We start from the raw sequence: 20,386 nt of genomic DNA, 5'->3' as shown, positions 1-20,386 counted from the left end.
TTGTAGGGTGCAGTGGCGCCCCGTACCGTAGCGGGGCGCCCGTTGTTGTTATGGCTGTGATGGATTGAGTGACAGCTCGCGGCAGATCAGGGCGAACAGCTGCCCCTTGTCGTGGGCCGGGTTGAGGGTCAGCAGCTCGCGCAGGGTCTGGGTACACGCTTCGCGTTGATCCAGCCCCAACTGGCCGAGCGCCCGGACCAGCAGGCAGTGCTGGCGGTGTTTGTGCTGCGGGTCGTCGTCCAGCACGATGAGATCCGGCAGCGAGACGGCGAAAAAGTCCGCCTCGACCGACTCGCCCATTGCCTGCTCGGCCCAGCCGACCATCCCTTCAAACAGACGCTGCGCCTCGGCAACCCGTCCAAGAAGAGCCAGCGCCATACCCTGATAGAAGAGATAATCCACCGGCTGATCGTTGTAGTAGCGGCTGGCCCCGAGCGACCCTTGCCCAAGGCAGGCCTGTTGCAGGCACTGGGCCGCCAGACTCTGGTTGTCACAGGCCAGATGGCAGAGCGCCAGCAGCAAGTGGATGTCATTGTCGGTTTGCCCAACCAGACGCCCCTCCCCCAGATTGAGGGGATAGTTCAACGCCTGTTGCAGCAACGGAATAGCCTGCTCGTGGCGTCCCTGAGTCATCAATGCCAACGCCCGGCGCTGCTGATTGATGAGGTACTGACCGGTCACCTTGCCCTCGCCCCCCTCCCAGGGGTGGAATTCGCGCAGCCGCAAGATCTCGGCCGCCGCATCCAGCTGACCGGTGATGTGATAGAGGCTGAGCAGTTCGGCGGTCAGGTCATCGCGCTTGAGGGCCACCTCACGATGCGCCTCCAGCAGCGCCAACCGCTCGCTTGGCGCCATAGCGCAGCGCTTGTGCAGTTGATCCAGCTCGAACAGCAGTCGCGCATCGTCCGGCTTGAGAGCAAAGGCCCGATGGAGGCACTGCTCGGCCGCCGCCATATCACCCGCCTTGTTGAAGTGGTGAATACCGAGGTTGCGCCAGACCGGGGCAAAGTCCGGTGCCTGCTCGCACACCCGCTGCCACAAGGCAATCGCCTGCACATAGTTGCGCTTGCTGTAGTGAAAGCAGCCCAGCAGGTAGCTGGCAAACCAGCTGTGTGGCAGTTGCCCCAGCATGGCCACCTCGCCTAGGGTGTTGGGGAAGCGCACCTTGCGGCCAAACGCCTGCTCGGCTCGCGCCAGCAGGGCATCCTGCGCTTCACCTTCCGGCAACAATGCAGCCTCGAACAGCAGCGGCAGGGTCTCCTCCATCGGCAGGGCTGCCAGCAGCTTGCTGGCCAGCTCGGGGCGACCCCAGCTCAGCAGTTCGCTGGTGAGGAAGCAGAGGTTGGTGCCACGCCCGTTGCACAGGGTGCGCAGCGCTTCAAGATCGTTCGGCTGCTCGCTTGCCAGCCAGCGCAAGAAGGCCAGCTGATAGTGAAGTGGATAACGAACGCGCTGCTCGTCGATATAGGCGATGGCCGCCTCCTGCTCACCAGACTCCAGCAGGGCCAACCCCTTGAGGGCGATAGCGCCGTAGTGGGTACCGTTGACGGCGAGGCTGCGCTCGACAAATTGCAGCGCTTGCGAGGCGTCGCGGCGCCCCATGGCGATACGGGCCAGCCCGAGGAAACCGCCATCGCGGCAGTTGCCGCTCCAGGTCGCCTTGTAGAAGTCATCGAAGGCGGCATCGAACTCGCCCAAACGTTCCTCAATATGGGCCCGCAGCAAGCTCGCCTTGCCACACTGGGGGTTCTTGTTGAGGCGATGGGCACGGGTCAGCGCCTGATTGACGTAGACCTGCGCCTGCTCATAGTTGGCGCGGTTGTACTCCAGTGTTGCCAGCGCCAGGTTGCAGCGATAGTCGCCGCCATCGAGCTCCAGCCCCCGCAGGTAGTAATCAAAGGGCGAGCGGCTGGCGTGCAGATACTGCTCCAGATGCTGACCGATAAAGTAGAGCTCGTCGACCGAGTCGAGATTGACGGCGGGCTCCGGCGCGGTGGCGGGATCTGGCAAGGCTTCGCCAGCGGGCTGATGCTCGAGGTAACTCAGCACGCACTGACCCTGCTCATCCAGCAGACGAACCTGTAAACGCCCCTCACTGGTGATGGCGAACGGCTCCAGCCAAGCCTGACCCGGCTGCAGATCCAGAGGTTGCGTAAACAGTTCGCCGCCTTCGTCGCTTACCTCGAAGCTGGCCCCGCGAAGTGGCGCTACCGCATAGACCCCGCAGACAAGGCCGTCATCGCTGCGCTCCAGCTTGATGGCGGCGCGGGTGTTGGCGTTTTGCAGAGTGCCGAGGGTGTTGTAGGGCAGGAAGTTTTGCACGAACACTTTCTCCTCCCCCGCATCCAGCCAGGTGAAGTCGGGCTGGTTATCGGTATAGACCCCGGTCATCAGCTCGATGTAGGGGCCGTTTTCGTCGGTCAGGTTTCGATCCCAGGCCAGACCGAAGTCACAATTGCCCCAGCTCCACTGCTTTTTGCCGGGCGAGACGTGGTGATCCGCCACATGCAACAGGCCACCCTGCTCGTCATGGCAGTAGGCGCCGACAAAGTCGTAGTCGGACTGGTCCGCCATGTAGGAGGTAGGCACCGGAATATTGCGATAGCGGGAGATATCGACCCCGGCGGAGTAGTCCACCTTGTAGTAGGTGCCGCGGGCGATGGGGAAGGCACTAACATCGCGCTTGCCGTGGTCATAGACGGCTGTCACATCGGGCGGGAAGACGCTCTGGTGGGCATCGCCTCCTTTCACCGCCGGGTTGGACCACCAGAGGAAATGGCGCGGCGTGTCATTGCCGTTGAACACCTTGCCGGTGATCTCGATAAGCGCCTTGTCGGGATAGAGGGTAAAGCCCGCCATCACCTGCAAACCGCGCATCGGCTCCACCTCGCCCAGCCAGACGGTCTTGGCGCCGCCCTCATGCTCCGCGATGGTGAAATCCACCGGCATGAAAGTAGTGGGTCTGTGATGCTGCGGCCAGTTGAACTCGATGCCGCCGGAGATCCAGGGGCCTACCAGCCCCACCAGCGCCGGCTTGATCACCTCGTTGTAATAGACGAAGTCGCGATTCATCACCTTGTCGTAGGCACGGTGGATGCGACCGCCCAGCTCCGGCAGCAGCATCACCTTGATGAAGTCGTTCTCCAGCCAGACCGCCCGATAGGACTTCATCTGCTTCTGACCGGTGAGGGTATCGATCACGCCATAGGGATAGACGGCCCCCGAGGAGCCCTGATAGACCCGCTTCTCGAGAAACATGGGGTTGGGATCTTCGGCGCCCACCTCGTAGGTCGGCAGGGTGATGGTTTCGACCCAGACCTTGACATCAGCTCTCATCAATCTCGCCTCACTTAATACTTGTTAGTAAAAATTTCAGTGAGACCAGATTAGAATGGTTAAACCACTATTAATTGCCGAAAGATCACGCAATACAGTAAGCGGAGTTTAGTGAAGTAATGAGCACAGGGTTGAACAACCAGAAGGTACGCCACCACAACAAGCAGGTGCTGCTGGCCCTGCTCTACCAGCTCAAGGAGGCGAGCAAGTCCACCCTGGCGCGCCACTGCGAGCTCTCCATCCCGGCGGTCAGCAAGATCCTCGACGAGCTGGTGGCCGAAAGGGCCATCAGCCACAGCGAACAGAACCTCTCCCAGCGCGGCATCAATGGCGGCAGCTACCGCATTGCCAGCGGCCAGGGGGCGATCCTCTGCCTCAATATCAGTCCCACCAGCCTGGAGAGCATTCTGGTGGACAACCTGATCACCCCCCTCGACGACTACGCCGGCCAGAAAATTGCGCCACAAACCCCGGACGAGCTGCTGCGCCTGATCGAGGCCTGCTACTACCAGCACAAGCGCCGCCACAAGGGGCTAGCGATCCGGCTGGCCATCGCGGTACACGGTCAGGTCAACCCGGCGACCGGGGTGTCACAGACCATGCCCCAAGCTCCCTGGCACGCGCCGGTCGAGCTCAAGTATCTGCTGGAAGAGCGCCTCGGCTGCGAGGTGATGGTGGACAACGACTGCATCATGCTGGCGCTGGCCCAGAAGTGGCAGGGAGCGGAAAACGTCGGCGATTTTTGCGTCATCAACGTCGACTACGGCATCGGTTCAGCCTTCATCATCAACGGCCAGATCTATCGAGGTGCCCTGTTTGGCAGCGGCCAGATCGGCCACACCATCATCAACCCGGATGGCAGCGCCTGTGCCTGCGGCCGTTACGGCTGTCTGGAAACGGTCGCCTCCCTCTCGGCCATCAAGAAGCGGGCCCGGGTCTTTCTCAAGCAGCAGGGGGCAGATCCCGCTGCGCTGGCGGAGGGGCGTGTCGGCACAGCCCAGCTGCTGGCACGCTATCAGCAGGGAGAACCCATGATCCGTGCCATGGTGGACGAAGGAGCCCGCGCCATTGGCCTGAGCCTCTACAACTTTCTCAACATCCTCAACATCAACCGTATCTGGCTCTATGGTCGCAGCTGCGGTTTTGGCGAGGAGTGGCTGCAGACCATCATTCACCAGACCGGAGCCAACCCGTTCGACTGCAGCGATGCCGTCAATGCCACCCACATCCGTTTTGGCCAGCTCAGCCGCGCCCAGCAAGTGATGGGGATTGGCTATCTCTACGTTGAGCGCGAGCTGGGGGCGAGTCAGCCCGCCAGATAGCGCTACACCCACGCAGCGAGTTGAATGCAGGAAAAAAGGAGTAGCCAGCACTGCCTGTTCGGCTGCTCCCGATGTCGTTTGCCTAGCCTACAAACCGAAACAAAAGTTGCACGCTTTATGATGTACTTCACCATTCCACCACGGATAAGCGCCATCAAAAATACAGTTTAAAGCTGCTTGAATAGCAATAAACATCAATACAACACCATGTTTTAACTCGACATAGGTAGCCAGCATCGGGTTATCGTTCCACAGAGTACGCAGCAGTGAAATCGTTTTCTTTTTAGACAAATAACCTGAGTTAAATCAAATAAAGTTGCATATCATCTTTGGTATGGTGAGGAGATACCAAGCGATCCTCCCTGTCGCTTCCCCTGCTGGCTCCGCCAGATGCAGCATTTTCTGCGCCTTGAAAGCGAGTTATGACGCCATGATCACCATCACCCTCGATGGGGCTCAGTTGACGGTTGACCCGACCAGAACCCTGCTCCAGATAGCCAAACAGCACCAGATCGACATCCCCTCCCTGTGCGGTGACAACACCAGCGCCCCCAAGACGCCGTGCGATCTCTGCGTGGTCGAGATTGCCGGTCTCGGCATCCGGCGCGCCTGCGAGACGCACCCCGAGGCAGGGATGGTGATCACGACCCAAAGCGATGCCCTGCACGCACACCGCCAGCAGGCGCTCGGCCGCATCCTCGCAGATCACTACGCCGATTGCGAAGCCCCCTGCCAGCGCGCCTGTCCGGCCGGAGTGGACATTCAATCCTATCTGCACCACATCGCTATGGGGGAGCACGAGGCAGCCATGGCCGTCATCAAGCAGACCCTGCCGATGCCCCTTTCCATTGGCCGGGTCTGCCCCGCTTTTTGTGAAGCAGAGTGCCGCCGCGCGCTGGTGGATGAGCCGCTGGCCATTCGTCAGCTCAAGCGCCATGCCGCCGATCTCGATCTGGCCGAGATTGCCCCCTATCAACCGGCAAAGAAGCCCGCCAAGGGCAAGCGGGTGGCCATTATCGGCAGCGGCCCGGGCGGTCTCACCTGCGGTTATTATCTGGGTTACGAGGGGTTCGAGGTCGATCTGTTCGAGGCGATGCCCGAAGCGGGTGGCTGGCTGCGCTACGGCATCCCTGAATACCGGCTGCCCAAGGCGATCCTCGATCAGGAGATCGACCTGATGTGCCAAAGTGGCATGCGGATCCACACCAGGCAGCGACTGGGCCACCAAATCACCCTCTCGGAGCTGTGCCGCGACTATGATGCGGTCTGTCTGGCGGTTGGCGCTTCCAAGGCGGTGCCGATGGATTACCCGGGCAGCACCTTGGCCGGTTGCTATCTCGGGGTCGATTACCTCAAGGATCGGATGCTGGCCAAGCGGCTCACCACCGGCAAGAAAGTCGCGGTGATCGGGGGTGGCAACACGGCCATCGATTGCGCCCGCACGGCGGTACGCCTCGGCGCCGAAACAACCCTTATCTATCGCCGCACCCGTGCCGAGATGCCCGCCGAAGCCTACGAAATCGACGAGGCGGAGCATGAAGGGGTGCGCTTCATGATGCTGACCAATCCGGTGGAGAACCTGCCGGACAGCCGTGGTCGCGTCTGTCAGGTGCGCCTCGAGAAGATGGCCCTCGGCGAGCCGGACGCCTCCGGTCGCCGCCGCCCGGAGCCTACTGGCGAGTACCTCATTGAAGAGTTCGATACCGTGATTGCGGCAGTGTCACAGCAGCCGGATCTCAGCTTTATGGAAGGGGAACCCCTCACCCTCCCCTTCACCCGCTGGCAGACGCTGGAGTCCCACCCCGACACCATGCACAGCGGCCACGGCAACCTGTTCGCCATCGGCGATCTGCGCCGCGGGCCCGCCACCGCCATCGAAGCGGTTGCCGATGGCCGCAAGGCCGCTCTGGCCATCGATCAGTTCCTCCACGGTGACATGATCGATCCGGTTCGTCCTTTCAACGCCTGCAAGGCCCCCACACTCAAGCAGGTCGATCCCGCTCAGTTTGCTCACCTGAAAAAAGTCGCCCGCACCATCATGCCTCATTTGGCAGATAAGGATCGCGAGGGCAGCTTTGCCGAGGTGGAGCGTGGGTTGAGTGATGCCGATGCCCGCAGCGAAGCCAGCCGCTGCCTCGAGTGCGGCTGTCAGGCCAACACCGATTGCGCACTGCGCGACTACGCCACCGAATACAAGGTCGAACAGAGCGCTCTCGATACCAGCCAGTGCCAGAAGTTTGCAGTGGATAACAGCAGCGAATTTATCGTGTTCGATGCCAACCGCTGCATCGGCTGCGGCCAGTGCGTGCAGACCTGTGGTGAGCAAGCGGTGCAGGGAGTGCTGCACTTTGCCAAGCACAGCGATGGCACCCTCTCGAACCGCCCCCAGTTCGACACGGGACTCTCGATGGGCGACTCCCACTACGTGCAGTGCGGCGCCTGCGTACAGGTCTGCCCCACCGGCGCCCTGGTGGATGCCCGCGACAAGTCGCAGGGGCGCACCGAGCTGCTCACGCCGGTCAATACCATCTGCACCTACTGCGGAGTTGGCTGCGGCGTCACCCTCTATGTCGATGAGGCGCACAACCGCATCCGCTATGTGGAGGGAAATCGCAACTCGCCGGTCAATCAGGGGCTGCTCTGCGTCAAGGGACGCTTCGGCTTTGACTTTATCCAGAGCGAGGAGCGCCTCACCACCCCGCTTGTCCGTAAAAATGGCGAGCTGGTGCCTGCCAGCTGGCAAGAGGCCATTGAGTTGGTTGCAGAACGCTTCACCGCCCAGCGCCAGCGCTATGGCAGCGATGCGCTGGCGGGTTTCTCTTCGGCCAAAACCACCAACGAAGAGAACTACCTGTTCCAGAAGTTCATGCGCCGGGAGCTGGGCACCAACAACGTGGATCACTGCGCGCGGCTCTGCCACGCCTCCACCGTTACCGGGCTGGAGGCGTCACTCGGCAGCGGCGCCATGACCAACGACATCCCGAGCATCGAGCACTCGGACCTCATCTTAATCATCGGCTCCGACACCTCGGCCGCCCACCCCATCATCGGCTCCCATATCAAGCGGGCAGTCACCACAGGCAAGGCTCGGCTGGTGGTGGCCGATCCGAAACGGATCGAGATGGCGGACCATGCCAGCCTCTATCTGGCCCACCGCCCCGGCACCGACGTGATGTTGCTCAACGGCCTGATGCAGCAGATCATCCAGAACGACTGGCACGACAAGGCCTATATTGCCGCACGAGTGGAAGGGTTCGAGGTGCTGCAAGCAGAGGTGCTCTCCCCGGCCTATGCCCCGGACAAGGTGGCCCTTGTCACCGGCGTACCGGCCGAGCAGGTGATCGAGCTCGCGCGCCTCATCGGCACCGCCGAACGCACCGCCATCTACTACTCGATGGGGATCACCCAGCACACCACCGGCCACGACAACGTGCGCGCCATCGCAAACCTGCAACTGCTGTGCGGCAACATCGGCATCGAAGGGGGCGGCATCAACCCGCTGCGGGGCCAGTCCAACGTGCAGGGAGCCTGTGACATGGGGGCGCTGCCCAACTGCCTTCCCGGCTATCAGAAGGTGGCCAACCCCGAGGTTCATGCCCGCTTCGCAACCGTCTGGCAGCAGCCAGATTTGCCGCGCACTCCCGGCCTTACCCTCACCGAGACCATAGATGCCGCCTGTGCAGGCAGCATCAAGGGGCTCTATGTGATGGGTGAAAACCCGGTACTGAGCGATCCGGATCAGCATCACGTCATCGAGGGGCTCAAGCAGCTGGAGTTTCTGGTGGTGCAGGATATCTTCCTCTCCGAAACTGCCCAGCTGGCCGATGTGGTGCTCCCCTCCTGCTCCTTTGCCGAGAAGAGCGGCCACTTCACCAACACCGAGCGGCGGGTGCAGCGCATCTCCCCCGCCCTCAAGGCGCCGGGTGAAGCACGGGAGGATTGGTGGATCATCCAGCAGATCGCCAACGCCATGGGTGGCAACTGGCGCTATCAAAACCCGCAGGAGATCACCGCCGAGATCTGCCTGGTTACCCCGCAATACGCCGGCATCCAGTGGGACAAGGTGGGAGCGCAAGGGCTGCAGTGGCCTTGCAACGATGTGGCGCCCGAAGGCACTCGCCTGCTCCACGGCAAGCAGTTCACCCGCGGTAAGGGGGAGATGGTCGCGACCCCGTTCCGCTATGCCGCCGAACTGCCCGACGAGACCTATCCCATCGTGCTCACTACCGGCCGCCTGCTGGAGCAGTTCCACACCGGCACCATGACCCGCAAGACCAGGGGGCTCGACAAGCTGGCTGGCCCGCGGGTGATGATGAGCGTGGCGGACGCCCAGCGGTTGGGGATCAGCAACAGTGAGCGGGTGAAGGTCACCAGCCGCCGCGGCCATATCGAACTGCCCGCCTTCGTCACCAAGCGGATGCAGCCGGGCGTGGTCTTTATCCCGTTCCACTTTGCCGAAGCACCGGCCAACCGGCTCACCATCAATGCCACCGACCCTCACGCCAAGATCCCCGAGTTCAAGGTGGCGGCGGTGCGCATCGACAAGCTGGAATCCCCGTCGCAAGCTGGAGATCTATCCATGCAGAAGGAGCCAGCCAAGCCAGACATCGAGGTTGCCTGAGGGGAATAGCAAAACCTGAGTAGCCGCCTGCCGGAAGGGTTGGCCCACTGCCCCTTCCCCCTTGGTTTTGCGAGAGCAAAAGAGCGATATGAGAAGGGGCCACCAACCCAAAAGCACAAAGGGTTAGCTTCACTGCGAAGCTAACCCTTTGTTTTATATGGTGCCGATAAGGGGAATCGAACTCCTGACCTTCGCATTACGAATGCGCTGCTCTACCAACTGAGCTATACCGGCTTGTTGCCAGTCAGATTCATGAAAAATGGCTGGCGTGTCAATCGAACCAACTCAATTTTATGAGTTGGCTCATGGTGTTAGCGCCCGATCTACAGATCGGTAAACTCGGGAATATGGGCGCGGCCGCGACTCTCGAGGAAATCGAGCAGGGCACGGGGGGAGCGCACCAGGATCCGCTCCAGCGGAAAGCCCGCTTCGGTCACCAGACGGTGGCAATGGTCAAAATCGCCGAGGCTGAAAGCGACATGGGAATCGGAGCCGAAGGTGAGGTAGGCCCCCAGATCTCGCGCGGCTTCAACGATGGAGCGGCAGTTGCCTTCGCTCCCCGGGCGCGAGTGAATGAAGGAGGAGTTGTTGATCTCCAGCGCCACCCGATAGTCCGCAGCCGCCTTGACCACCGCCTGAATGTCGATGGGAAATGAGGGGTTGCCCGGGTGGCTGATCATATCGACCCGGCCGCTCTTGATGGCGTTGATCATCGCCTGGGTGTGGGTTGCCTGATCGCAGGGAGGGAATACCTGCTCATGAAAACCCGCCATGATCATGTCGAGACGCGACTCATAGCGCTCTGGGAAATCGATCTCCCCGTCGAGGTTTTTGATGTTGGCCTCGATACCCCGCAGGATCCCCACCCCGTCCACCACTCTTGGCAGTATTGGCAAGTTGGCAAAATGCCAGACATGAGGGGCATCGGCCATCTCGGGGCCGTGATCCGTGGTGGCGAACAGCTTGATCCCTTTGGCTCTGGCAACGGGCAGATAGTCGTGGATGGTGCTGTAGGCGTGGGTGCTGGCAATGGTGTGAGTGTGGGTATCGACCGGGTACTTCATCTTCTCTCCCCTCATATTTTGAAGGGGCAGCATAACAAAGTAGGGGGAATTGGGCCACGCCGGCACTTGCCACACTTTGTCACAAAATACCGAGGAACTGACATAGTCTGAGCCGGACTGACTGGCATACTGGCTCCCGTCGATACATGCCTGAACTCGCATCGACAGTTTGTCATCAGGATGATGCAAACTCACTTTCCCCACCGTCGCTCCCCGCGGCGGTTTTTTTTGCCTGTTTGTTACCCTCTACCACCGTCCACCGGGCAAAAAAATGCCCAACTAGCAAGAAGCAGGTTGGGCGAGACTTAATGTTTAATTGCAGTGGCATAGATATAGAGTCTCGCGCTGTGGAGTTAGTTCCGACCTTTTTGCGCTTTTTCACAAAAAACATTCTGCTAACACCCGTTCACAATCTCTTGACACCTCGCGTTATGAAACGTACTTTTTAAACATTCGTTTAAGTGAGGTGTCCAGTGAGTAAAATCGATACCAAAAACCGTATTCTCGACGCCGCTGAAGTGCTGTTTGCCGAGCGGGGATTCGCCGATACCTCTTTGCGTCTGATCACCAGTGAGGCCGATGTCAATCTGGCTTCCGTGAACTATCACTTCGGATCCAAGAAGGAGCTGATCCAGGCGGTGCTCGACCGCTATCTGAGCCTGTTCATGCCGGATCTGGATGCCCGCCTGCGGGTGCTGATGGAGCAGGAGCAGCTCACCCTGCTGCAACTCTTTGAAAGCTTTGTCGAACCGCTGATGAAGCTCTCGGCGGTGCGGGCCAATGGCCCGGCCATCTTCATGCAGCTGCTGGGGCGCGGCTATATCGACAGCCAGGGTCACCTGCGCCGCTTTATCACCGCCCACTATGGCCCCATTTTGCAGCGGATCACCCAGGCTATCTCCAAGGCCAACCCGGCCCTCTCGCCAGCGGATCTTTTCTGGCGCCTGCACTTCACCCTGGGCACCGTCGTCTTCACCATGGCCTCTGCCGATGCCCTGCGCGACATCGCCCTGGCCGATTTTGGCCAGCAGCTCGATGTCGAGGGACTGGTACGCAACGTCATTCCTTATCTGGCGTCCGGAGTCGGGGCACCAGTGGAGTCGACCAGGCTCTCCCTGGCCGTGTAACAACCAACAATAAATCAACGGAAACAGTGAAATAGAAGGAACTTCGGTATGATCACATTGCTTATCCTGCTGGTGCTGGCGATTGCCGTTGTGCTCGGCGTCCCCTCACTGCGCAAACAGTGGGTAACCCGTCCTGTGTTCGGCATCTTCAAGAAGATATTGCCGCCCTTGTCGGCCACCGAGCGGGAGGCCATGGAAGCTGGCTCCGTCTGGTGGGATGGCGAGTTGTTTCGCGGCAATCCCGACTGGAAAAAACTGCACGGCTACGGCAAGGCCGAGCTGACCGCAGAGGAGCAGGCCTTTATCGACAATCAGGTCGAAACCCTGCTCGCCATGGTTGATGACTTCAAGATAGTCAACGAAACCAAAGACCTGCCGGAGCCGGTGTGGGACTATCTGAAGAAGGAAGGCTTCTTCTCCCTGATCATCCCGAAATCCTATGGCGGCCGCGAATTCTCGGCGATCGCCAACTCCACCATCGTTACCCGCATTGCCACCAAGAGCCTGAGCGTGGCGGTTACCGTCATGGTGCCGAACTCCCTCGGCCCGGGCGAGCTGCTGATGCACTACGGCACCCAGGCCCAGAAAGATTTCTGGCTGCCGGGGCTGGCCAGTGGCAAAGAGGTGCCCTGCTTCGCCCTGACCGGGCCGGAAGCGGGCTCCGATGCAGGCGCCATTCCTGACAAGGGGATTGTCTGCAAGGGGATGCACAAGGGTGAAGAGGTGCTGGGTATTCGCCTCAACTGGAACAAGCGCTACATCACCCTGGCGCCGCGCGCCACCGTGCTGGGACTGGCGTTCAAACTCTATGACCCGGAAAAACTGCTGGGGGACAAGGAAGAGCTGGGCATCACCTGCGCGCTCATCCCCACCAGCCACCCGGGCGTGCGCGTCGGCGATCGCCACTACCCCATGGGTCTGGCGTTCCTGAACGGCCCGACCTTCGGCAAGGATGTGTTCATTCCGCTCGACTGGATCATCGGTGGCCCGGATTACGCCGGCCGCGGCTGGCGCATGCTGGTGGAGTGCCTCTCCGCCGGTCGCGGCATCTCGCTGCCTGCTCTGGGCACCGCTTGCGGTCACATGGCGAGCCGCACCGTGGGCGCCTACTCCTATGTGCGCAAGCAGTTCGGCATGTCCATCGGCAAGTTTGAAGGAGTGCAAGAGGCGCTGGCCCGCATCGGTGGCCTCACCTATCAGCTGGAAGGGGCTCGCCGCATGACCGCCGGTTCCCTGGACTTGGGGCAGGCGCCGGCCATCGTCACTGCGATTTCCAAGTACCACATGACCGAGATGGCGCGCCAGATCATGGATGATTCCATGGACATCCACGCCGGTCGTGCCATCCAGCTGGGCCCGAAAAACTACACCGGCTACGCCTACATGGGGATTCCGGTAGCCATCACGGTGGAAGGGGCCAACATCCTGACCCGCAACCTGATGATCTTCGGGCAAGGGGCCACCCGCTGCCACCCGTACGTCTTTGACGAGCTGGAAGCGGCGGCTGATACCGACGTGGAGCGCGGTCTCGAGAAGTTTGACGCCCTGCTGATGAAACACATCGCCTTTGGCGCCGGCAACTTCTTCGGTTCCCTGTTCCAGGGGTTGACTCTGGGTCAATTCAACAGCGCGCCGGTGGCCGGCGAAACCGCCCGTTACTACAAGCAGTTGTCTCGCATGAGTAAAGGACTGGCACTGTGCGCCGACGTCTCCATGCTGATGCTGGGTGGCGATCTCAAGCGCAAGGAGATGATCTCCGCCCGTCTGGGGGACGTGCTGAGCCACCTCTATCTGGCCTCCGCAACCCTCAAGCACTACGAGGATCAGGGCCGCATGGTCTCCGATCTGCCGTTCGTGCAGTACGCGGTGGAGCGCAACCTCTACCTGATTGGCAAGGCGTTCGAGGGCTTCTTCCAGAACTTCCCGAACAAGGTGGTGGGTGCCGTGCTCAAGCGCGTGGTGTTCCCGTTCGGCGTCGGTTACAAGATGCCGGCCGACGATCGTTGCCACGCCATCTGTCTGGCCATGATGAAGCCGGGCGAGTTCCGCGACCGTCTGACCGCCCTCTGCTATGTAGGCAAGGACGAGGCGGATCCGGTCGGCCTGATGGAGCGTGCCTTCCAGGCCATGGTCGCCGTGCAGCCCTACGAGAAGAAACTGGTGCAGGCCCAGAAAGAGGGCAAACTGCCCCGCAAACTGGCGCTGCCGGAACTGGTGGAAGCTGCGCTGGCCAAATCGGTGCTGAGCAAGGACGAGGCAGACAAGCTGCTGGCCGCCGATGCCCTGCGCTACGAAGCCATTCAGGTAGACAACTTCGCCCCGGGCGAGCTGGAGGGAATGGCGCAGGCCAACCCCATCCATCACGCCGCCTGACAAGCGATAATCAAAAAGGCCCTTTTCGGGGCCTTTTTTTTATGGCAATCGCCACGCACTGACCGTTCGCACATCCTGCGTACAGCCAAGCTGGCCGGAGTTTGCTATCTTGCGGCCATCATTTGCGTTTAGAGCAAGCACAACCCATGAGCATTATTTTGGGCATAGACCCAGGATCGCGGATCACCGGTTACGGGGTTATCCGGGTCGTCGGCGGCAAGGCCGAATATCTGGGGTCGGGCTGTATCCGCACCGATTGCGGCGAGCTGCCAGAGCGCCTCAAGCAGGTCTATGACGGGGTATGCGAGATCATCACCCAGTTCAAGCCCACCGAATTTGCCATCGAACGGGTCTTTATGGCCCGCAACGCCGACTCGGCCCTGAAACTGGGGCAGGCCCGCGGCAGCGCCATCGTCGCCGCAGTCAACGCCTATCTGCCAGTGAGCGAATACTCCGCCACCCAGATCAAACAGGCGGTGGTCGGCACCGGCGGCGCCAGCAAGGAGCAGGTGCAGCATATGGTGACCCATCTGCTGAAACTCTCCGCCACCCCGCAGGCGGATGCGGCGGATGCCCTCGGTGTGGCGCTCTGCCACCTGCACACCCGCCAGAGCCTGATCAAGATGGCAGGGCGCGCCAGCAGCTCGGTACGCGGCCGCTATCGCTGAACCTTGTTCACCCGCCCCGATAACCTTGGGATCGCCAAATAAAAAAACCGCCCCGGATATCCGGGGCGGTTTTGTTTGGCCCATCCGCAAGCCGGGACGTCGCTAAAGACGAAATCGCTCGGCTTGGTGGCACTCTGCGTTTGGCTAGACGAACAGGCTACCCGAGCGTACCGGAATACTCTCCTCCTGAGCCTGCAATAAAGGCAGCAGTTCGTTGTAACCGGCATGCAGCTTGTCGCAGGCAGCTTGGCATACTTCTGGATCCGCATGCTCATCCAGAGTGCACCACAACAGCAAATGCCCTCGACCATCCGCCGTCAGTCTGGCCGGTTGCAAGGTAGAGAGTGGGCTGTTGACCTGCAACAACAGCAACATGACGCCGGAAAGCATTCTGGTGGGAAGCGGGGCGAGCGGCAGTGCCAGCACATATTGTCCGTCGATCTTCTCGAACCATAGCTCTGGCGCATCCTCAAACCGGATCACCCGGCTCTCGCCCGCGGCGGGTAGAGCCAATCCCAGTGAACCCAACCAATCAATCAGCATATTTACTCCTTCATCATCCAGGAGCGAGCCTGAGTCACAGTGGTAGAGGAGAGAGGCTTGCTCCACGGTTTATTGCGGGCCCCATAGTTATCAGCCAGCTCCCGCAGGGCCTCATTGACCTCGGCCGATGTGGTCGCGCCGACGAGTGCGTGCTCGGTTTTACGCAGGAGTGCCACATTGCTGTCCGGCTGACCGGGACGGAACAGGGAGGGGTAGATCACCTCATGAATGATGTTGTTCGCGACCGTTGCCACCTGACGACGGCTGGCCTCTTCCTTGCCCAGATCCAGCGCGGCGAAACGCCCTGCCGGGCTCGGTGTATCGAGCAACCTGGCCAGCGCAGGGTTGTCTGCCTGATTGAGCTGCGCGGCAAGCCACTGCTGCCGGGCCGGCGAGTCAGCGAGTGTGCCGAGCTGCTCCAGAGCCTGCGCCAGCGAGCCAGAGAGATCGAGTCGCGCCGAGGGATCCTGATCCAGCACAGATGCAACCAGCACAGAGAGCTGATCCTGAACTTCCTGACGAAAAAGGGCCGTTGCCTGGACATCCGGGGTGCGCTCTTCGGCCACCGCGGCAAAGTCCCGATCCGGGAGTGCCAGCAGCGCCGACTCCAGATCCTGGAACTGATAATCCTTGCGGCTGCTCTCCCGTCCTTCCAGATGCTGCCCGACCACATCGGCCAGCCTCTCCTGCAGATGCTGCTTGTCCGCATCGCTCATGGTGAAATTGAGGGTGCCACTTAACGTGCCGCTGAAATCACCGCGCTCTGATTTGAGCGGTACTGTCACCACTTGATCGGTCAACCCGTCAAGCCCTCTGGTTTGCAACGCCGAGCGTGCGCCAACGGGAGCCCCAACTACCCAGTCTGCAATCGCCCCCTTGCGAGTACCGCGATCGGCCGGTTTCCCGCCCTCCTCTTCAAACTTGAGGATCAGGTTCTCGTGCTCGGCGATGGTGGCCCCCCTGGCCTCGGGATGGATAAGCTCGGGCACCGGGACGTTGAGCATGACGCCACCATCTTGCAATGACAGCTTCTCTCCCTGTGCCAGGAAAGGTTGATGCTGCTCCTCCGGGCGACTGAACACCACCGGGAATGAGCCCGAAATGTGTGCGGCGCGGGCAATCTCCATGTCTGGCGTCAGGCGGGCGTTAAACAGGATCATCTGGGGACGACCATCAAACATGCCGGTCCCCGTGATGTTCAGCTCCTTGATAGCCGGAATATGGCGACCAAGCAGAGCCAGATCGCCGAAGGTCACACCGCCCCCCTGTTCGAGGCGCTGACGAATGGCTACGACGTCGGGTCTGCTGGCCAGCTCGGGGTGAGCCTTCAATTGCGCCAGAACCGAACTGCGTGACTCCTGCTTGAGTATCCTTTCGAGCGGGACGGCATCCGACTGCAGACGCGGAAAGATGTTGCTCAGCAGTTGTACGAAGCTGCCAAGTTTACCCAGCTTGAGTTTTTCGAGCACGCTGGCAATCGCTTTGCCTGCTTCGCCACTCATGTGCTGGGCCAGGCTGATCTTTTTAACCGGCGAATCAAGCAGGCTGATGAAGTCCATCTCGTCAGAGAGCGCCTTGAACTCGTTCGCATTCATACCGGCAGCAAGCAGTGCGGCGGTAATGGCGCCGGCCGAGGAGCCAGAGAGTGTGCGGATCCCCTCCAGTTTCCCCTGCGCCTCCAGCGCCTGGATGGCCCCCGGATAGGCAGCCCCTTTGGCGCCGCCACCACTGAGCACCAGGCTGGTGATGGGTGGCCGGGCCAGAGTAACGGATGCCGAGCCATCCTGCTGGCGGGTGATGGTCACCTGACGCGGGCCGCAGCCCTCACAGATCACATCGCTCTTGGCAGAAGCCGCCAACGGGGCATGGCTCACACTCTCCAGCCGGGGACCGGATACGCCACCCAGAGTCGCGACAAGGCTGGGTGCACTCTCCTGCGGTCGGCCAGGTTGCGGCTCGACAGCAGGCGTGTGGGTCGATGGTGAAAGACTGGGGGCTTGCTGAATCTGCATGGCGCTTCTCCTGTTACGATGGAATTGTCCCCATTCTAGGGATGCAACCCATGGTCGTTTGGCAACAGAAGCCGCGATTTTGTCAATGGGGGGATTTATTTTCTCTCGTGAACATCGGCGCGCTCCAGCGTCACCGCCATCGCCCGCGAGAGCGCGTCGAGCTGGCCATCGAGACTGGCATCGATGATCCCCACCTCGGTTTCGAGGATGCAGCCACCCTGATCGAGGCGGGCATCGGCAGAGATCTCGAGATACCCGATCTCGGGGAAATCCTTGTGTACCCGGGCAATCTGATCGCGTACCGCCTGCACCTGCTCGGGATTGACCCGCACCGTCACCTGCTTCTGGTTGCTCACCAGCGAGAGCGCCTCGCGCACCACCTTGAGGGTGAGCGCCACCTGATCGTAATCGTGCAGGATCTTGCGCACCGCCTGCAGCACCACCTCGCTCATCTGTTGTTCCACCGTGCGGTAGTATTGCTGGCACTGCAGCTGGGTCTGGTGCACCAGCACGGCCTGCTCGCGGCGAGCCTCCTCGATGCCGGCCTGCCAACCGAGCTGCTTCTGCTCCTCATAAACGGCACGCGCCTCCTCGACGATATCGGCAGCCTGTGCCCGGGCGGCATCGACCAGCGCCTGAGCACTCAGATAGGCCTGATAGTCGTGACTGCGCAGGATCCGCTGACCGGGAGCCAGTTGTAGGTGTTCACTCTTTATTTCAACAAATGGCAGCATTGTGGCGTTACCTGTTTGGCAATTTTGAGACAGAGTGCGCGAGCGAGTGGCAGCTCGGCATCAGCCAGTGACCAGCCTGGGCGCTGGGGTGATACCGGTAGTCGTAGCACAAGGCGACGGGCCCATGCGGGATGAGCAGCCCCCGCCGCAGCCAGCCAGAATCCCAAGCCTGCCGCCTCCAGCGAGGCGCTATCGAGCGTGGCGGGCAGCGGTTGCTGCCAGCCGGCAGGCCAGGGGCCGATCAGGAGGTCGAGGCGAGCAAGCAGCGACCTGTGCCCCTCCTCCCCCAACACCGCGATGATTTGGCGCAGCACAGGCGCTTGCAGGCAGTGGCGGATCGCCTCGCTATGGAGCACGGCGCCAAGCTGGCGCAGCACGGACGCCAATGCCTCGGCCGGAAAGAGCGCCAGCCCGCCAAGCTGCGCGGGCAGTTCGTAGTCGATAGCCAGTGCCAGCTCGTCGAGCAGGGCCTGATTGCAGGCTGGCAGAGTGCGCCACTCGGGTACACTCGCCTGCAGCCAGCGCCACGAGGCGGGGAAGTGCTCCTCGTGCAGATAGCTGGCCGGACAAAAGCGCAGTTGATAGGGGGTAAGGCCGACCGCCATCAACGACTCCGACGCCGGTGCCACATGAATTGGGCTAGATTGGTGGTCACCACCAGCGCCAGCAGGAGCGCGATCAGTCCACCCAGCCGCCATCTGGAGCCTTCACTCACCTCGATGGAGAAGAGGGTGGTATTGCGCGGCATCAGGGGACTCTGGCGTACATCGGCCGAGGGCACCAGCACCACGCTGATCCGGTCGTAGGCAAGCCCTTCAATGCTGTTGTTGACCAGCTGCTTGATCTGCGGGATGTAGGTATCGAGCTGGATATCCGCCGCATGTTTGATAAAGACCGAGGCCGAGGCGGGCGATGGCTTCTTGCTGATCCCCTCGTTCCCTTCGGGCAATACCACATGGACGCGGGCCACCAGCACGCCGTCGATCTCCGAGAGGGTGTGGGAGATCTCCTGCGCCTTGGCATAGTTGAGGCGAGCCCGCTCCTCGGTGGGCGAGGAGATGAGGCCATCCTTGGGAAAGACATCCTGCAGGGTGGAGAAGCTCTCGCGCGGATACCCCTTGCGCTTGAGCAGTTCAACCGCCTGCGCCACATCGGACTCCTCGACCAGCAGCTTGATATTGCCATCCTTGTCAGGCTGCTTGTCCGAGGAGATCCCCTCGGTACGCAGCAGCGCCAGCATCTCGTTGCCCTCTTTCTGGTTCACCCCGGTATAGAGCTCCACCTTGCAGCCACTGAGCAGCAGGGAGGTGCACAGCACCCCCATCAGCATCGATCTCTTCACACTACCTCACTGGGTCTTCAACAGGGTTTCTACGTTCTGGCTCATCTTGCCCACGGTCTTGGCAATGAGCTCCTCCTGCATGGTGATCCGCATCAGCGACCACTGCATCTGCATCAAACTGTTGGGATCATCGCCCGGCGTTGCCAGTTCGGCCTGCAGGCTCTGCTTGGCCTCGACAAACTGCTGCTTGATCTCGCCGATTTCGCCAAGCAATGTACCGCCGATCCCCTGAGCGCTGCCGCCCATCGCCTGCTCGAAGGTGGCGATCTGGGCACCGGGAACATCCGCCGCTTTCAGCTCATCCAGGCTGGTCACCACGGCCTGCGCGCTTTGTGCTATCTCCATCACTCCTCCAGATCCAGTTTGTGTGCGTGACGCACCAGATTGTTGACCATGCCGTTGTGCGGGATCAGGGTCATCAGTTCGCGTCGGGCCAGCTCGGCCAGATAGTCGCTACCGGACAATGCCCCCTGCCCCCGCAGCTCTGCCATCACCTTGAGCAGCACCGTCTCCCGCCGTGACGAGAGCGGGTCAAACTCCCGCATCAGGGCACGCAGCTCTGGCAGGTCGATGGCCGCCACCACTGGCAGCTGGCGCTCGCCAAAGCGCTCAATCAGCTTGCTCGCAACCGGCTTGAAGAGCAGGTCGGCTACCCCGGCCGTTTTCTCATCCTGCTGATAGACCTGCCAGAGCAGCTCGCGCCGGGTGGCGGGAGAGTGCCCCTCCAGCAGCGCTTCCAGTGGCGTCCCCTCTTTCCAGCGCGTCAACAGGGCACTGCTCTCCTCTTTGGCCAGCAGCCGCTCAAAATGTTGCCGCTCTGCCGCTGCAGGCGGGGGCAAGCCAGGCGGCGTTACTACCAGCGGACGGATGCCCTGCTCGTTACCATCGACCTTCATGAGGCAATCTGTTCGCGCATGCCGGCGGCAAACTGCTGCAAGGAGGAGAGCTCGCTCTGCTCAAGCCGGGCCAACCGGCTCTGCAGTGCATCCAGCCGCGTCAGCCGCCATTCGCACAGGGCGAGCCAGGGTTCCAGTTCGGGGGTATCGCCCCCTTTGCCCAGCGCCAGAGCCCCCTCGTAATCTCCCCGGTTCATCAGGGAGGAGAGGCGGATCAGGGTGACACACTCGCTCATCTGCGGATCGCTTGCGAGCCAGTCGGCGATGGCGGCGGCCTGCGAGTGACAATGATGACCTGTGCCGGCCAGTGCCAGTTCGGCCAGTTGCCGTTTCAGTTGGCGATCCATC

General features: G+C 61.4%; 15 protein-coding genes and 1 tRNA gene. 5 read left to right on the top strand and 11 right to left on the bottom strand.

Annotated features, from left to right (window positions below):
• Window positions 1–48: 48 nt before the first annotated feature.
• Window positions 49–3,336, bottom strand: a complete 3,288-nt coding sequence (locus BS300_RS03875) for a DUF5107 domain-containing protein (protein ID WP_071910898.1) — start codon at window positions 3,334–3,336, stop codon at window positions 49–51.
• A 119-nt stretch (window positions 3,337–3,455) separates the two neighbouring features.
• Here BS300_RS03875 and BS300_RS03870 point away from each other — a divergent pair, with 119 nt between their 5' ends.
• Together BS300_RS03870 and fdhF are read left to right on the top strand one after the other, a co-directional pair.
• Window positions 3,456–4,658, top strand: a complete 1,203-nt coding sequence (locus BS300_RS03870) for an ROK family protein (RefSeq protein ID WP_071910896.1) — start codon at window positions 3,456–3,458, stop codon at window positions 4,656–4,658.
• A 430-nt stretch (window positions 4,659–5,088) separates the two neighbouring features.
• A complete protein-coding gene (gene fdhF, locus BS300_RS03865; protein ID WP_071910894.1) occupies window positions 5,089–9,279 on the top strand; it encodes a formate dehydrogenase subunit alpha in 4,191 nt (1,396 codons plus the stop codon).
• 158 nt (window positions 9,280–9,437) lie between these two features.
• On the opposite strand, the gene BS300_RS03860 is transcribed toward fdhF, so the two are convergent.
• Window positions 9,438–9,513: transfer RNA gene (locus BS300_RS03860), tRNA-Thr, on the bottom strand.
• Window positions 9,514–9,602: 89 nt separating this feature from the next.
• The gene (locus BS300_RS03855) at window positions 9,603–10,343 is read right to left on the bottom strand and encodes a phosphatase (protein WP_071910892.1); all 741 of its coding nucleotides are present in this window, start codon (window positions 10,341–10,343) and stop codon (window positions 9,603–9,605) included.
• A 473-nt stretch (window positions 10,344–10,816) separates the two neighbouring features.
• On the opposite strand from BS300_RS03855, the gene BS300_RS03850 reads away from it, so the two are divergent.
• The 3 genes from BS300_RS03850 to ruvC all read left to right on the top strand — a co-directional run bounded on the left by BS300_RS03850 (window position 10,817) and on the right by ruvC (window position 14,511).
• Complete coding sequence (locus tag BS300_RS03850; RefSeq protein WP_005334507.1) at window positions 10,817–11,470, top strand: TetR/AcrR family transcriptional regulator; 654 nt, start codon at window positions 10,817–10,819, stop codon at window positions 11,468–11,470.
• Between the two features lie 48 nt (window positions 11,471–11,518).
• Window positions 11,519–13,843: an acyl-CoA dehydrogenase gene (locus BS300_RS03845; protein WP_071910890.1), complete on the top strand. Its 2,325-nt coding sequence runs from the start codon at window positions 11,519–11,521 to the stop codon at window positions 13,841–13,843.
• 146 nt (window positions 13,844–13,989) lie between these two features.
• Window positions 13,990–14,511 (top strand): crossover junction endodeoxyribonuclease RuvC, encoded by a 522-nt coding sequence (gene ruvC, locus BS300_RS03840; protein WP_043850424.1) that lies wholly within the window; start codon window positions 13,990–13,992, stop codon window positions 14,509–14,511.
• Window positions 14,512–14,655: 144 nt separating this feature from the next.
• On the opposite strand, the gene BS300_RS03835 is transcribed toward ruvC, so the two are convergent.
• From BS300_RS03835 to BS300_RS03800, 8 genes are all read right to left on the bottom strand, one after another.
• Window positions 14,656–15,054 carry a hypothetical protein gene (locus tag BS300_RS03835; RefSeq protein ID WP_071910887.1) on the bottom strand — a complete coding sequence of 133 codons (399 nt, stop codon included), beginning with the start codon at window positions 15,052–15,054 and terminating at the stop codon, window positions 14,656–14,658.
• A gap of 2 nt (window positions 15,055–15,056) precedes the next feature.
• Window positions 15,057–17,066, bottom strand: a complete 2,010-nt coding sequence (locus BS300_RS03830; protein ID WP_083593374.1) for a patatin-like phospholipase family protein — start codon at window positions 17,064–17,066, stop codon at window positions 15,057–15,059.
• Window positions 17,067–17,161: 95 nt separating this feature from the next.
• Window positions 17,162–17,800 (bottom strand): HrpE/YscL family type III secretion apparatus protein, encoded by a 639-nt coding sequence (locus tag BS300_RS03825; protein ID WP_042031481.1) that lies wholly within the window; start codon window positions 17,798–17,800, stop codon window positions 17,162–17,164.
• Complete coding sequence (locus tag BS300_RS03820; RefSeq protein ID WP_071910885.1) at window positions 17,779–18,405, bottom strand: SctK family type III secretion system sorting platform protein; 627 nt, start codon at window positions 18,403–18,405, stop codon at window positions 17,779–17,781. The genes BS300_RS03825 and BS300_RS03820 overlap by 22 nt, the downstream gene beginning before the upstream one ends.
• Entirely contained in the window at window positions 18,405–19,142 is a 738-nt protein-coding gene (gene sctJ / locus BS300_RS03815) for a type III secretion inner membrane ring lipoprotein SctJ (protein ID WP_185430698.1), read from the bottom strand. Before sctJ ends, BS300_RS03820 begins: the two co-directional genes overlap by 1 nt.
• A 6-nt stretch (window positions 19,143–19,148) precedes the next feature.
• Window positions 19,149–19,487 carry a type III secretion system inner rod subunit SctI gene (gene sctI, locus BS300_RS03810; protein WP_033113156.1) on the bottom strand — a complete coding sequence of 113 codons (339 nt, stop codon included), beginning with the start codon at window positions 19,485–19,487 and terminating at the stop codon, window positions 19,149–19,151.
• Window positions 19,487–20,038: a YopR family T3SS polymerization control protein gene (locus BS300_RS03805; protein ID WP_071910883.1), complete on the bottom strand. Its 552-nt coding sequence runs from the start codon at window positions 20,036–20,038 to the stop codon at window positions 19,487–19,489. Before BS300_RS03805 ends, sctI begins: the two co-directional genes overlap by 1 nt.
• Complete coding sequence (locus tag BS300_RS03800; protein WP_071910881.1) at window positions 20,035–20,385, bottom strand: YscG family type III secretion system chaperone; 351 nt, start codon at window positions 20,383–20,385, stop codon at window positions 20,035–20,037. Before BS300_RS03800 ends, BS300_RS03805 begins: the two co-directional genes overlap by 4 nt.
• Between the last annotated feature and the right edge of the window lies 1 nt (window position 20,386).

The organism is Aeromonas sp. SCS5 (assembly GCF_001887375.1).
Classification (GTDB): Bacteria; Pseudomonadota; Gammaproteobacteria; order Enterobacterales; family Aeromonadaceae; genus Aeromonas; species Aeromonas jandaei.
Note: the sequence above shows the minus strand (reverse complement) of the source record. Positions and strands in the feature narration are given on the sequence as shown.

Excerpts from the sequence above, each read along its gene's own strand:
- fdhF (WP_071910894.1), top strand. The coding sequence starts at position 5,089 with ATGATCACCATCACCCTCGATGGGGCTCAGTTGACGGTTGACCCGACC.
- BS300_RS03800 (WP_071910881.1), bottom strand. The coding sequence starts at position 20,385 with ATGGATCGCCAACTGAAACGGCAACTGGCCGAACTGGCACTGGCCGGC.
- BS300_RS03825 (WP_042031481.1), bottom strand. The coding sequence starts at position 17,800 with ATGCTGCCATTTGTTGAAATAAAGAGTGAACACCTACAACTGGCTCCC.
- BS300_RS03835 (WP_071910887.1), bottom strand. The coding sequence starts at position 15,054 with ATGCTGATTGATTGGTTGGGTTCACTGGGATTGGCTCTACCCGCCGCG.
- BS300_RS03870 (WP_071910896.1), top strand. The coding sequence starts at position 3,456 with ATGAGCACAGGGTTGAACAACCAGAAGGTACGCCACCACAACAAGCAG.
- BS300_RS03855 (WP_071910892.1), bottom strand. The coding sequence starts at position 10,343 with ATGAAGTACCCGGTCGATACCCACACTCACACCATTGCCAGCACCCAC.
- BS300_RS03875 (WP_071910898.1), bottom strand. The coding sequence starts at position 3,336 with ATGAGAGCTGATGTCAAGGTCTGGGTCGAAACCATCACCCTGCCGACC.
- BS300_RS03805 (WP_071910883.1), bottom strand. The coding sequence starts at position 20,038 with ATGAAGGTCGATGGTAACGAGCAGGGCATCCGTCCGCTGGTAGTAACG.
- BS300_RS03830 (WP_083593374.1), bottom strand. The coding sequence starts at position 17,066 with ATGCAGATTCAGCAAGCCCCCAGTCTTTCACCATCGACCCACACGCCT.
- ruvC (WP_043850424.1), top strand. The coding sequence starts at position 13,990 with ATGAGCATTATTTTGGGCATAGACCCAGGATCGCGGATCACCGGTTAC.
- BS300_RS03820 (WP_071910885.1), bottom strand. The coding sequence starts at position 18,405 with ATGGCGGTCGGCCTTACCCCCTATCAACTGCGCTTTTGTCCGGCCAGC.
- BS300_RS03845 (WP_071910890.1), top strand. The coding sequence starts at position 11,519 with ATGATCACATTGCTTATCCTGCTGGTGCTGGCGATTGCCGTTGTGCTC.
- sctI (WP_033113156.1), bottom strand. The coding sequence starts at position 19,487 with ATGGAGATAGCACAAAGCGCGCAGGCCGTGGTGACCAGCCTGGATGAG.